This window comes from Thermoanaerobacter mathranii subsp. mathranii str. A3 (genome assembly GCF_000092965.1).
Classification (GTDB): Bacteria; Bacillota; Thermoanaerobacteria; order Thermoanaerobacterales; family Thermoanaerobacteraceae; genus Thermoanaerobacter; species Thermoanaerobacter thermocopriae.
Window position 1 is genome coordinate 1,074,104 of the sequence record NC_014209.1, and the last position, 13,026, is coordinate 1,087,129.

Annotated in this window: 15 protein-coding genes and 1 tRNA gene; 11 read left to right on the top strand and 5 right to left on the bottom strand. The window is 33.4% G+C overall.

Annotated features, from left to right (window positions below; translation table 11 throughout):
* Positions 1-38: 38 nt before the first annotated feature.
* From TMATH_RS05225 to TMATH_RS12465, 4 genes are all read left to right on the top strand, one after another.
* On the top strand, positions 39-1,739 hold the full coding sequence (locus TMATH_RS05225; protein WP_013150224.1) for an ABC-ATPase domain-containing protein: 1,701 nt from the start codon (positions 39-41) through the stop codon (positions 1,737-1,739).
* 720 nt (positions 1,740-2,459) lie between these two features.
* The gene (locus TMATH_RS05230) at positions 2,460-3,980 is read left to right on the top strand and encodes a 4Fe-4S dicluster domain-containing protein (protein WP_013150225.1); all 1,521 of its coding nucleotides are present in this window, start codon (positions 2,460-2,462) and stop codon (positions 3,978-3,980) included.
* 348 nt (positions 3,981-4,328) lie between these two features.
* Positions 4,329-4,484 carry a hypothetical protein gene (locus tag TMATH_RS11880; RefSeq protein ID WP_157629579.1) on the top strand — a complete coding sequence of 52 codons (156 nt, stop codon included), beginning with the start codon at positions 4,329-4,331 and terminating at the stop codon, positions 4,482-4,484.
* A 114-nt stretch (positions 4,485-4,598) separates the two neighbouring features.
* A complete protein-coding gene (locus tag TMATH_RS12465) occupies positions 4,599-4,982 on the top strand; it encodes a tyrosine-type recombinase/integrase (RefSeq protein ID WP_342897044.1) in 384 nt (127 codons plus the stop codon).
* A gap of 235 nt (positions 4,983-5,217) precedes the next feature.
* Here the strand turns inward: TMATH_RS12465 and TMATH_RS05240 are convergent.
* A tRNA-Leu gene (locus TMATH_RS05240) sits at positions 5,218-5,306 on the bottom strand.
* Between the two features lie 153 nt (positions 5,307-5,459).
* Between TMATH_RS05240 and hflX the strand changes: the two genes are divergently transcribed.
* Positions 5,460-6,701: a GTPase HflX gene (hflX, locus tag TMATH_RS05245; RefSeq protein WP_013150226.1), complete on the top strand. Its 1,242-nt coding sequence runs from the start codon at positions 5,460-5,462 to the stop codon at positions 6,699-6,701.
* Here hflX and TMATH_RS05250 read toward each other — a convergent pair.
* Positions 6,691-7,173: a DUF3189 family protein gene (locus TMATH_RS05250; RefSeq protein ID WP_012995066.1), complete on the bottom strand. Its 483-nt coding sequence runs from the start codon at positions 7,171-7,173 to the stop codon at positions 6,691-6,693. The two genes, hflX and TMATH_RS05250, sit on opposite strands and share 11 nt — an antisense overlap.
* 223 nt (positions 7,174-7,396) lie before the next feature.
* Between TMATH_RS05250 and TMATH_RS05255 the strand changes: the two genes are divergently transcribed.
* The 3 genes from TMATH_RS05255 (at position 7,397) to TMATH_RS05265 (ending at position 9,044) form a co-directional block, all read left to right on the top strand.
* Positions 7,397-7,825, top strand: coding sequence for an NUDIX hydrolase (locus TMATH_RS05255; protein WP_013150227.1), 429 nt, complete (start codon positions 7,397-7,399; stop codon positions 7,823-7,825).
* A gap of 87 nt (positions 7,826-7,912) precedes the next feature.
* On the top strand, positions 7,913-8,563 hold the full coding sequence (locus tag TMATH_RS05260) for a YigZ family protein (RefSeq protein WP_012995068.1): 651 nt from the start codon (positions 7,913-7,915) through the stop codon (positions 8,561-8,563).
* A 70-nt stretch (positions 8,564-8,633) separates the two neighbouring features.
* The gene (locus TMATH_RS05265) at positions 8,634-9,044 is read left to right on the top strand and encodes a CoA-binding protein (RefSeq protein WP_012995069.1); all 411 of its coding nucleotides are present in this window, start codon (positions 8,634-8,636) and stop codon (positions 9,042-9,044) included.
* Between the two features lie 27 nt (positions 9,045-9,071).
* Here TMATH_RS05265 and TMATH_RS05270 read toward each other — a convergent pair whose 3' ends face one another.
* Positions 9,072-9,425 (bottom strand): TSUP family transporter, encoded by a 354-nt coding sequence (locus TMATH_RS05270; protein ID WP_012995070.1) that lies wholly within the window; start codon positions 9,423-9,425, stop codon positions 9,072-9,074.
* Positions 9,422-9,778, bottom strand: a complete 357-nt coding sequence (locus TMATH_RS05275) for a sulfite exporter TauE/SafE family protein (protein WP_012995071.1) — start codon at positions 9,776-9,778, stop codon at positions 9,422-9,424. Before TMATH_RS05275 ends, TMATH_RS05270 begins: the two co-directional genes overlap by 4 nt.
* Before the next feature lie 132 nt (positions 9,779-9,910).
* Here TMATH_RS05275 and cysK point away from each other — a divergent pair, with 132 nt between their 5' ends.
* Both cysK and TMATH_RS05285 read left to right on the top strand, forming a co-directional pair.
* Positions 9,911-10,831 carry a cysteine synthase A gene (gene cysK, locus TMATH_RS05280; RefSeq protein WP_013150228.1) on the top strand — a complete coding sequence of 307 codons (921 nt, stop codon included), beginning with the start codon at positions 9,911-9,913 and terminating at the stop codon, positions 10,829-10,831.
* A gap of 60 nt (positions 10,832-10,891) precedes the next feature.
* A complete protein-coding gene (locus tag TMATH_RS05285; protein ID WP_012995073.1) occupies positions 10,892-11,632 on the top strand; it encodes a YebC/PmpR family DNA-binding transcriptional regulator in 741 nt (246 codons plus the stop codon).
* Between the two features lie 19 nt (positions 11,633-11,651).
* Here TMATH_RS05285 and TMATH_RS05290 read toward each other — a convergent pair whose 3' ends face one another.
* Positions 11,652-12,098 (bottom strand): chemotaxis protein CheW, encoded by a 447-nt coding sequence (locus TMATH_RS05290; RefSeq protein WP_012995074.1) that lies wholly within the window; start codon positions 12,096-12,098, stop codon positions 11,652-11,654.
* A gap of 110 nt (positions 12,099-12,208) precedes the next feature.
* Between TMATH_RS05290 and TMATH_RS05295 the strand changes: the two genes are divergently transcribed.
* On the top strand, positions 12,209-12,775 hold the full coding sequence (locus TMATH_RS05295; RefSeq protein ID WP_012995075.1) for a hypothetical protein: 567 nt from the start codon (positions 12,209-12,211) through the stop codon (positions 12,773-12,775).
* Positions 12,776-13,026: the final 251 nt, after the last annotated feature.

Sequence of the window (13,026 nt, forward strand, 5' to 3'; positions counted from 1 at the left end):
AGAAATGCATTAAAATTATAACAAAGGAGTGTTTGTAGATGACAAAAGAAGACCTTAAGAAAAAGCTTGATAAAATGGATGGAAAGGGGTATAAAGCTTACAAAGACCTTGAAGGGGAATATGAGTTTGAAAAATTTATACTGTATATTGACCATGTTCAGGGAGATCCTTTTGCATCGCCTTCAAGGATAAGGATTAGAGTGCCTCAAAATATAGCTGATTTTGAGTTTTCTATGTATAACAATCCTTCAAGGCAAGTTGCTTTAGAAGATTTTTTGATAAGGTCAGTTTTTGAAGTTATAAAAAAGTTACCTTCTTTAAAAGGTACAGGACATAGTGGGGACATTTATATTGATAAAGGCGGTCAACAAATAATTAAAAGAAGTGCAATGGTAGTTAATAAAGATTACGTAGAGGCAAGATTGAGCATAGGACTTCCTGCTTTTGGTAGACGAATAAATAGCAGTGGTGCCAAAAGAATATTTCTTGAATTTTTACCTCAAATTGTAGAAAAAGGACTTTTAAAAAAGAATCTCAATATACAAGATATATGGCTATGGGTTGAGACAGTGGAAGACCAAGATTACCTTAGAAGTCAGCTAAAAGAAAAAGGGCTTGTAGCTTTTGTGGCTGATGGTGCGATTCTTCCTAGAGAAAGCGGCATAAGTGATAGACCTTTAAAAGGCGGTAATGTAGTACCTTTTGAGTCGCCGAATAGCTTGAGGGTTAAGTTTCAACTTCCGAATCGAGGAGAGATAACGGGGATGGGAATACCCGAAGGAGTTACGCTTATTGTGGGCGGCGGTTATCATGGCAAGTCTACCTTGTTACAAGCTATTCAAAAAGGAGTATACAATCACATACCAGGTGATGGCAGAGAGTTTGTTATAACTGTAGCTGATGCAGTAAAAATAAGAGCGGAGGATGGCAGAAGAATAGAAAAAGTAGACATAAGTCCTTTTATAAATAATTTGCCCAACGACATAGATACTACAAGGTTTACTACCGAAAATGCCAGTGGCAGTACTTCTCAAGCAGCAAATATTATTGAGGCGATAGAAATAGGTACCAGCTTGCTGCTTTTGGACGAAGATACTTCAGCTACTAACTTTATGATAAGAGATGCACGTATGCAAAAACTGATTGCAAAAAAGGAAGAACCTATAACTCCTTTTATTGATAGAGTAAAACAGCTATATAAAGATAAGGGTATTTCTACGATTTTAGTTATGGGTGGCAGTGGAGATTATTTTGATGTTGCTGATTGCGTAATTAAAATGCACGACTACAGACCCTATGACGTTACGCAAGAGGCAAAGAAAATTGCCAAAGAATTCAAAACGAATAGAAAAGTCGAAGGAAATAGTGAACCTATAGTTATAAAGCCAAGAGTTCCTCTTAAAAAAGGACTTGAAATAAAGGGTAAAAAGATAAAATCAAAAGACGAAGATACTATTAAATTTGGATATCAAGAGATTGAATTGGATTATGTAGAACAATTAGTAGACAAAAGTCAGACAAATGCTATTGGGGAGATAATACGATATATTGCCGATAAATATGTAGATGAAAAAAGCAATATAAAAGAAATATTAGAAAAAGTATATCAAGATATAAATAAAAAAGGACTTGATGTGGTATCTCATTTTTATGGTAAGCATCCTGGTAATTTAGCTTTGCCGAGGCTTTATGAAATAGCTGCTGCATTAAATAGATTGCGAAGCTTTACTGTAAAATAAAAAATAACCTCCTCAGCCACACGGGATTCGCTTGAGGAGGCTAATCCTTCATTTTCAAATGATGCCTTCCAAATTTTTGTGTAAAATCCTTGTGGTTAAAATATGATCTAGTGTACTTTAACTTTACTCTAAACAAAAAAGGGTTGTTATGGTATAATAAATATGGATGACAGTTCCATTCTTATGTGTATTTTTAGGATACTTCAATTTTTATTATACACTAATATGGATGTAAAAATTAATTAAAATTATCAGAAACAAAAACCACAATATATATGATATAGTTATTAACACTCTTAACCAAACATGAAAGAAGTGAAAAAGGATAAAAAAAGACAAAAAGAGGTGCAGATAGTGGGCAAATAATCATGAACGATGTGATTTTTCTAGTTTTGCTTTATCCACAGGTAGTAAACGTGCATTTTACCATATGATATTAGTAGAAAGTTGTTTTTTTTTGTTTCTTAATTCTTTCTTATACTTGGTCTTTCAAATATCCTTTTAAACATCGCAATTAGCTTAATACGGTTTTTCTAAAAGGATATATCTTCAATTACGTTTTTGTGATCTCGTATAAATGAGAATATATTACCTACAACTGATTATATTGCCTTAATATGCTTTCTGTTGCTAAAATAGATGGATTGATTTACTATAGAAGTTAAATTAAAATTTGAAAAATAATTATTTTTAGTATTTTTAGAAAAGGAGGAATAAGGCTTGTTTAAATTTAATTCTGATATTCAGATGCTAAAGTATGAGGTATTATACAAAGTAGCAAAATTAACATTAGAAGATAAACTGGAAGAAGAATATAATAAAATACCATATGAAATAATTCCTGGCTCAAAACCTAGATTTAGATGTTGTGTATATAAAGAGAGGGCCATTCTCGAGCAGAGAACAAAACTAGCAATGGGTAAAAATTTAGAAAGAACTCTGAAATATGCTATCGAAAGTGAGGAACCCATTATACAAGTAATAGATATAGCTTGTGAAGGATGTCCTATTAAAAGATACAGGGTTACAGAGGCATGTCGTGGTTGCTTAGCACATAAATGTATAGAAGTTTGCCCTAGAGGTGCTATTTCTATAAGAGATAAGAGAGCTCATATAGATTATGATAAATGTATTGAATGTGGTAGATGTAAAGATGTATGCCCATATAATGCGATATCGGATACTTTAAGACCATGTATACGCTCTTGTGCAGCGAAAGCAATAACTATGGATGAAGAATTAAAAGCTGTTATCAATTATGAGAAATGTACTTCCTGTGGAATGTGCACATTGGCATGCCCATTTGGTGCTATAACAGATAAATCATATATTGTAGACATAATAAGAGCTATAAAGAGTGGAAAAAAGGTTTATGCATTAGTGGCACCTGCTATAGCATCTCAATTTAAAGATGAGACAGTAGGACAAGTTAAATCTGCTTTAAAGAAATTGGGATTCACAGATGTTGTAGAGGTTGCACTTGGAGCTGATCTTGTTGCAATAGAAGAAGCAAAAGAATTTAGTGAAAAAATAGGTGATATAAAAGTCATGACAAGCTCCTGTTGTCCTGTGTTTGTGACTCATATTAGAAAAAGCTATCCTGAGCTTATTCGAAATGTATCAACAACAGTATCACCCATGACGGCTATCTCAAAATATATTAAAAAGTTTGATCCTGATGCATTAACTGTTTTTATAGGTCCATGTACCGCAAAAAAATCAGAAATCATGAGAGATGAAATTAAGGGAATAACAGACTATGCCATGACATTTGAAGAAATGGTGGCTGTACTTGATGCAGCGGGAATAGATATCAAAGAGCAAGAAGACATGAAAGTTGAGGATGCGACACTATTTGGAAGAAAATTCGCACGATCTGGCGGTGTAGTAGAAGCTATAAAAGAAGCAATAAAAGAAATGGATATTGATATAGAACTTAATCCGGTTATTTGCAATGGACTTGAGGAATGCGACAAAACTTTAAAAATAATGAAAGCAGGGAAACTTCCCAATAATTTTGTAGAAGGAATGGCATGCATTGGTGGATGCATTGGAGGCGCGGGTGTTATCAATAGCAATGTAAATCAATCAAGGTTGACAGTAAATAAATTTGGTGATACATCGACATACAAAAATATAAAAGAAAGACTTGATATACTCGATATAGATGAAGTTGATTTTCATGTGCCACACGAAAAAATACAAATAAATCATGAAAAAAAGCTTAAAAAGAGAGAGTAAAAAAGAATCAGTTAACATCTTTATCTGTTCTATCTTTAAGTATGACCTTTTTTCTATATCTTAATCTTATGCATGAAAGTGAATAATTTTGGTTAAAATATTTAATTAGGCATACTGTAAGCTTCTCTCTAGAACCTTTGAAAGACCTAGGGATTCAAGGGTTCTAGAGAGAAATTTTTTCGGGTCTCGCCCACCTATAGGTATTTTTTCAAGTCTTTCAAGATACACGCATATTGTAGATAGAAAAAAATAAAACTTGCAAAATTACAACCTCACATGTTACAGAGCTTTTATAATCAAAAATTAGAAAACGAGAGAGCAGATGGGAAAGGTGGCTTATCTACAAGAATGGTAAGATACTTACATGTAATTATCCGACAAGCGTTACAGCAAGCAGTAAAAGAAGGATTGTTGACTAGGAATGTAGCTGATGTCACTAATCCTCCCACTATAAAACAAACAAATAAGACCTTTAACAGAAGAAGAATTGTTAAAATTCTTTGAAGTAACAAAAGATGACAGGTTATTTGCAGCTTATGTGGTAGCAGCTACAACAGGTTTAAGACGTGTACTAAAAGTAAAAATGGTAAGCGAAGCATAACATTAACCGATGATGTTATAAGGGAATTAAAGGTACATAGAAAAAGGCAGATACGAGAAAAACTTTTATTTGGAGAAGCATATCAAGATAATGGACTGGTATTTTGCAAAGAGGATGGAAGCCCTTTAGACTCTAGAGAATTCACAAAGTGTTTTCAAAGGCTTTTAGAAAAAGCAGGATTACCAAAGGTGAGGTTGCATGATTTAAGGCATACTCATGCTAGCCTCCTTCTAGCCCGTGGTATACATCCTAAAGTGGTACAAGAAAGATTAGGGTACAGTAGCATAACTATGACATTAGACCTTTACAGTTACTTAGTACCTGGTTTACAGGAGTTAGCAGCGCAATCCTTTAATGGACTCCTTAGTAAAACAAAAAACCTTGGTAAAACCCAAGGCTAAAGATAAGCTTTGTATATAATGCGTAAAAAAATACGTAAATTTTGCGTTCCCGAAACCCGCAATGAATACTAATTTTGCGTGTAATACGTAAAATGCGTTAAAAAAATAGACAAGGTAGATATTTTTAGGGTATCCTTTTAAGAGATACCCTTTTCGTTGCATTACTAATTGCATTATTAGACCTATATTTAAAGGTCTTCCAGAAAGTTCAAAACTCTGGAGACCTTGATTTTTCTGGTGCCGAAGGTGGGAGTCGAACCCACACGGGGTGTAAGCCCCACTGGATTTTGAGTCCAGCGCGTCTGCCAATTCCACCACTTCGGCAAGTTACCACATTTGATATCTTATCACAGGTTAATGAAAATTTCAATACCCTTTTTATAAAAAGTGCTATTAATTTACCTGGTCATTATTTATAGATTCCTTTATTTGTGATATATTTATATTTACAGGAGATTTTCCAAGGTTGGTGATATTGTGGAAGAGTTAAACAGAAATGAAAAGATAGAACGTGCAATTTTAGTAGGAATCATTTCAACAGTAAAAGATGAAGAAAGTATGGAAGAATTAAAAGAGCTGACTTTGACAGCTGGTGTAGAAGTAATAGGTGTTGTGACGCAAAAGCGTGATACAATCCACAAAGCTCATTATATTGGCAAAGGTAAGTTGGAGGAATTAAAATTTTTTGTTGAGAATCAAGAGGCTGACCTTATTATTGTCAATGATGAGCTTACTGGTACTCAAATTAAAAATATGGAAGACTTTTTAAATGTAAAAGTGATTGATAGAACTAATCTTATCCTTGATATATTTGCTAAGAGGGCAAGGTCAAAAGAAGGTATGTTGCAAGTAGAATTAGCACAATTAAAGTATCGTCTACCACGTCTTGTAGGTATGGGGGGACAACTTTCAAGATTGGGTGGTGGAATAGGAACAAGGGGACCTGGTGAGACAAAATTAGAGGCTGATAGGAGGCATATACAAAATAGAATAAAGGCAATAGAAAAGAAACTGGAGGAAATAAAAAGGCATAGAGATTTACAAAGGAGTAGACGTAAAAAAAATCAAGTTCCTGTTGTAGCTATAGTAGGATATACAAATGCGGGCAAATCCACACTACTTAATGCTCTTACAAAGGCAGAAGTTTATGTGGAAGATAAATTATTTGCAACACTTGATCCTACTGCCCGAAGACTTATTTTACCTTCAGGGAGAGAAGTGATTTTGATTGATACCGTAGGTTTTATTAGAAAATTACCCCATGACCTTGTAGAGGCTTTTAAATCTACATTAGAAGAGGTTAAATATGCAGATTTATTGCTTCATGTAATTGATGTGACTTCACCAGATATGGAGGAAAAGATAAAGGTTGTAGAAAGGGTTCTTTCAGATTTAGGGGCTATTAATATCCCTAAGATAAATGTTTTTAATAAAATTGACCTTTTGGAAGTTGTACTTAAAGGAAATGAAAGAGAAGTTTATATTTCCGCAAAAAATAAAATTGGATTTGATAATTTATTGGAGGCAATAGAAAGAGAAATTTTTAAAGATGTGGAAGTAGTGAATTTTCTACTGCCTTATGATAAGACTAAAGAATACAATTATTTAAAAGAAAAAACAAAAATAATTGAAGAAAATTATAATGAGGACGGGATAATGATAAAAGCTGAAGTTCAAAAAGAAACAAAGGAGAAACTCAAAGATTTTATTATCGTTTAATAGCGTTGTATTCTGCTTTTTCTTGAGCCTTTACGTTTTTAACTATTTGAACAATTTTTTTATAAGCTTTTTGCGTACCATAAATGACTAAAGGCCTTCCTATAACAGGAAATTTTAAAGCAATAGAAGTAAATCCGCCAATTTTCATAATCCAGTTTGTAGTACCAGTCGTGTCAATCAAAAGCAGTCCTTCGTTTGTATTGAATATATGATAGTATAAATCTTTAAGAGCTGGCTCAATTAACTTTTTGGCATTTTTTACCCCCATAGAATATACGTTGTTGCCATATTCATCAGTACCAATAGGAACGATGTGTCCCGGGTCATTTTGGCCATTTAATTTATCGAACAAAGATATGCTTTCTATTTCTTCTTTAGATGGAATTCTGTCCATTGGCAGTTTTCCAGTGTGTATGTAAGATGCTATTACAGAAGTATGCGTTCCGCCATAACAGTGATAAATTATATACATTTGAAACTCCCCTTCCTTGTTTTTTACATTAAATATTTTTTATAATTTAGAGATTTTTATACTGGTAAGTTGATTTTTTTTGATGGAAAAATTAAATTTTGATGTATAATTGTGGAGATATGGATAAAAATAAAAATAAAATTAAAAATTTAAGAAGGAATTTAAAAGTTTTTAAAGAATATTATATTAAAAGAAAAAAATAAAAATTTTAGGGGGCTTGTAAATGTTAATAAGAGATTGCGCTGGAGGAGTTGTATTCAAAGGAGATAGTGTATTCATTCTTAAAAATGAGAAAGGGGAATGGGTGTTACCAAAAGGGGTTATTAGAAATAATGAATTGCCTATTGATGTGGCCATAAGGAGAGTCTGTACTGAAACAGGCCTTAAATCTGTTGAAGTCCTTTCTACTGCTGGTGAAACCAATTACGAATTCTATTCTGTTACCCGTCAACGTCCTGTCTTTAATAAAATTACTTGGTATCTCATGACTACTTTTGAAGAGGAATTTAATATTAGCAAAGAAGATGGCTTTGTCGATGGAGGTTTTTATCCTATAGACAAGGCTTTGGAGATGATTACCTATAGTCAAGACAAATCGCTTGTAAACGTTTCTTATTTTAAATACAAGACGTTGACGAAGGCTTTGGCATAGGCGAAAAAGCTTTGATGAAGCCTAATAAAGCCGGTAACGGCTTTATTTTTTGATTATATTTTGGTATAATTACAAAGGGGTGCTATTTTGGCTAAAAGTTATAAAACGCTATATTCTTACGGAGTTGCTGAAATCGAAATAAAGCGTTCCAGATTTATTGGACATGCTAAACCAGTTTCTTCAGAGGAAGAGGCGGTAAAATTTATAGGGGAAATTAGAGCAAATCACAGAATGGCAACCCATAACGTTTATGCTTATGTTATTGGAGAAAATGATGAAATTCAGCGTTTTAGTGATGATGGAGAGCCTTCTGGCACAGCAGGTATACCTGTATTAAATGTGATAAAAAAAGAAGGATTAAAAAACGTTGCTGTTGTGGTTACAAGGTATTTTGGTGGAATATTATTAGGAGCAGGAGGATTAGTGAGAGCTTACACAAAAGGGGCAAAAATAGGTATTGATGCTGCTGGAATAGTAGAAAAAATTCCTGCGAAAAGTATAATCCTCACTTTTGATTATACTTTGCTGGGAAAAATTCAAAATGAGCTTCTAAAGAAAGGCTATTATGTTAAAGATATTATGTATTCAGATAAAGTTTCTATAGTATCACATATTGAAGAAGACCGTCTATTGGAATTTCAAAGTTTTATAAATGATTTGACAAGTAAAAGGTGTAACATAAAAATTGAAGGGGATGTATACCTTCTTAAAAAAGGTAATGAATATTATGCACCATAAGCTTAATTTCTTATAAAAATGGTGAGGAAAAGAAATGGAGATTCATCAATTGATTTAGGAGGTAAAAAAAATGGAGTTAGATAATTCCTATGTAGACTATGTTGAAGAAGCAATGAAAAGGAAAGTATGGGCTGTAGTAGGAGCCCTTCCTCGAGAAAGTAAATATGGATATAAAATTTATCGAGCTCTTAAATTAAACGGGTATACTGTTTATCCTGTTAATCCTAAGTATCAAGAAGTAGATGGAGATCCTTGCTATGACTCTTTGTCCAGCTTACCTGTGATACCAGAGGTTGTAGATATGGTAGTTTCTCCAAGTATAGGTGAGCAGTACGTAGAAGAGGCTGCAAAATTAGGTGTAGAAATTATTTGGTTTCAACCGGGGGCAGAAAGTGAGGAACTGGTGGAAAAAGCCAAAAACCTTGGATTAAAAGTTATTTATAATGCCTGTGTAATGTTGGAAACAGACAAGAGAAAATAAGAGGAGAACTATCTCCTCTTATTTTAATTATTTGCGGGGCTTTGAGAAAAGTTCATATATTCCCATACAAAATAAAAAAACAGCGAATATTTTTTTTAATATAAAAGCTTTTGTAATTGCTGCTATAATAGCTCCGACAACACTTCCTATTATTCCACCGATTATAATAAACAATATAATTTTATATTTGATATTTTTCTTTTTAAAATGGTATATTAGTGCGATAATTGCTGTAGGAATAAAAGAAAAAAGATTGACACTTTGAGCAATGTGTTGCTCGGTTCCAGCAAAGATTGTTAATGCAGGAATGAGAATTGTTCCTCCTCCAATTCCCATTCCCCCTACAATTCCTGAAAAAAGTCCTATTAAAAATAGTTTCATGATATCCACATCCTGACGGAAGCTATAAGCATTATTATTCCAAAAATTTTTCTTAATAAAGGTATGGAGATTTTATTAAGAAAATATGCGCCAATAAATCCTCCTATTGTACTTCCTATAGCTATGTTAATGGTTATAGGAATGTCGGTTATTCTATTTTGTAAATACACTAAACTACTGACTAAAGTAATAGGTAGTATGATTGAAATCGCCGTAGCATGAGCCTTATGGTCTTCTATGCCAAGTAAAAAAACCAATGCAGCGACTATTAAAGTACCTCCACCTGCACCTAAAAGACCGTTTATAATACCAGTTATGAATCCTATAACGAAAAGTTTTAGTTTGCCAGTCATTTTTTATCACCTTTTGTAACTTGATATTATTATTTTTTCTCTAAAAATGTTTGATATTCTAATTTCCATTTGACATATGTTACGTAGAAAGTTTAAAATTTTTATAGTAATGTACAAATGGAGGTAAATTTTATGATTGCTAACAATGTTTTTGAGCTGATTGGAAAAACGCCTGCTGTTAAATTAAATAAAATTGTGGAGAAAGAGTGGGCAGAAATTTATCTAAAATTGGAATTTTTTAATCCGGGTGGCAGTGTTAAAGATAGAGTAGCTTTTGCAATGATAGAAAAGGCAGAAAAAGAAGGTAAATTGAAAAAAGGAAGCGTAATTATTGAACCTACAAGCGGAAATACAGGCATTGGGTTGGCAATGGTAGGAGCAGCAAAAGGATATAAAGTAATAATAGTTATGCCCGATACTATGAGTATGGAAAGAAGAATGCTTTTAGCGGCATATGGTGCTGAAATAATTCTTACCCCTGGCAGATTAGGAATGGAAGGTGCCGTAAAAAAAGCAGAAGAATTGGTAAAACAAAATAAAAATTATTTTATGCCACAGCAGTTTGAAAATTTTGCAAATCCGTTAATTCATGAAGAGACTACTGCTAAAGAGATAATTGAAGATTTTAAGGATGGTATAGATGCTTTTGTGGCAGGTGTAGGTACAGGGGGAACTATTACAGGAGTTGGGAAAATATTAAAAAATAAATTTCCTAATGTAAAGATTATTGCAGTAGAGCCTTATTCAGCAGCGGTGCTTTCTGGTAAAGAGCCTGGTCCTCATAAAATTCAAGGGATTGGAGCAGGTTTTATTCCAAAAGTGTTAGATAGAGATGTCATAGATGAAGTAATTGCTGTAAAAGATGAAGACGCCTTTGAGGTGACTCGCCTTTTGGCAAAAAAAGAAGGTATACTTGGAGGAATTTCTACAGGTGCTTCTTTATGGGCAGCAATTGAGGTTTCTAAGAAGTTAGGCAAAGGGAAAAAGATTTTAGCAATGGCTCCTGACAGTGGTGAGAGGTATTTGAGCACACAACTTTTTAGAGAGGATTAATTTACAAGCCCTATATTATTGTGTTAAAATATTTTAGGCCACAGTGAAGGAGGTTTTTTTATGTCAGGGCATTCAAAATGGGCTAACATAAAGCATAAAAAAGAAAAAATGGATGCTAAAAAGGGGAGAATTTTTACAAAACTCACCAAAGATATTATAAAAGCGGCTAAAGAAGGCGGTGGTGATCCTAATACTAACAGTAAGTTAAGGGATGCTATAGAAAAAGCAAAGGCTAACAATTTGCCGAATGAAAATATACAGAGGGCTATTAAAAAAGGTACCGGTGAATTAGGAGGAGCTAATTTAGAAGAAGTAATATATGAAGGATACGGCCCTGCTGGTACTGCTATAATTGTTGAAGCTTTGACTGACAATAAAAACAGAACTGCAGGTGAAATACGGCATATTTTTGATAGGAATGGTGGTAGTTTAGGAGCAGCCGGTTCTGTTACGTGGATGTTTGACAAAGTTGGAATTATCACTGTTAGAAAAGATGATTCTATTGATGAAGAAGAACTTGCAATGGTTGCAATAGATGCAGGTGCAGAGGACTTTTCTGCAGAAGATGAAGAATTTGAAATAATTACTGAACCGTCAAATTTTCAAGAAGTAAAAGAGGCAATTGAAAAAGCAGGCTATAAAATTTCGGAGGCAGAAGTTACAATGCTTCCTAAAAATACTATACAATTAAGTCCTGAAGATTACCAAAAATTCGAAAAATTAATTGACAAGTTAGAAGAAAATGACGATGTACAAAACGTTTATCACAATGTGGAAATAGAAGACGAGGATGAGGAATAGAAGAAAGAGATAGAAGAAGCTACATTTCTTCTATCTCTTTCTTTTCTTTTTCTGTTAAAACTTTGTGTAAGTCTAAATTAATTATCAATCTGTCGTTTAAATTGATAATAGATGTTATGTACTCTTTTCCAATTCCTTTTATAATCTCTGGAGCTTCTTGTACGGAACTATCGTCTACATGTAACACTTCTGTTACTGAGTCAACGATGAAACCTACCGGTCTGTTAGTGACATTTACTACGATAATTCGATTATTGTCATTTTTCTCTGACAAAGGCAAATTGAAGCGCTTTTTTAAATCTACAATAGGGATGACTGTTCCTCTTAGATTAGTTATACCTTCTACGAAAGTAGGCGCATCGGGTACTTTAATAATTGCTTGGAGCCGTATAATTTCAATTACCTGATTGATGTCAACGCAAAAGTCTTCATTGTTTAATTTAAAAACTACAATTTGATTTGCCACTTCATCATCTCCTCCCTTATGAATATTATTCGATATTTTTTGACAAAATCCTGCAAAGAGAATAAATTTTTTAAAATTGGTTATAATTACATAAAACAGGAGGAGATGTTATGAAAAAGCTAATTTCCTATAAAATGGTTATGATATATATGTTAGCTATATTTATAGGAATGATGGTTGGATATTTAATTAGTGTTAAAGATAACGAAAAGGAAGGAAGGGAAAAAAATATAGTTTATGAGCAGGGGATTTCTTCTCAACAAGAAGCTCTTGCTAAAAAATTAATTTCCCAAAGTAAACTTATATTTGAAACTAAGTATCTTGAAAATGGAGAAATAGTGCGGGAAGTTCAAAATTTAACCCCTTCTCTTTATGGGAAGAGCAAGGAAGAAATTGAAAAGATATATACTGGTTGGAAAATTAAAAATTTCGATGAAGAGGAAATAGTTCTTTACAGAGAAAAAGAAGGGTTGCCTGCAGATTATTATATAATTTCTAGTATAAATGGATATGTTGTTTTGCTAAAAAGTGATGGAAATGGCAATAAAGAAGTTGTGGAAAAAACAGATATTCCACTGGATAGTTTAACACCTTTTGACAAAGAAAGAGTGATGAAAAATATAATTACAAAAGACAAAGATGAGGCGTATCAAATATTAACAAATCTAAGTTCTTAGGTTCTCCTTAATTTTAGGAGAACTTTCAGTTTGTTGACAAAGAACCAAAAATTATTTAAAGTAGATATTTTACATCGTTGCTCCGAAGTTCCAAAGCGACAAAGCTAAAGCGCGACTTTCGGATTACGGCGGAGTACCGGGCACATTCGACGTCCTGTCTTAGGTGCCCGCCTCCGCCCTCCTGGCTTCGGCCCCGCCTCCATCCTCAGTCTTGCTAAGCTTTGTTAGCGCTTTGTCACAAGTCGCAACTT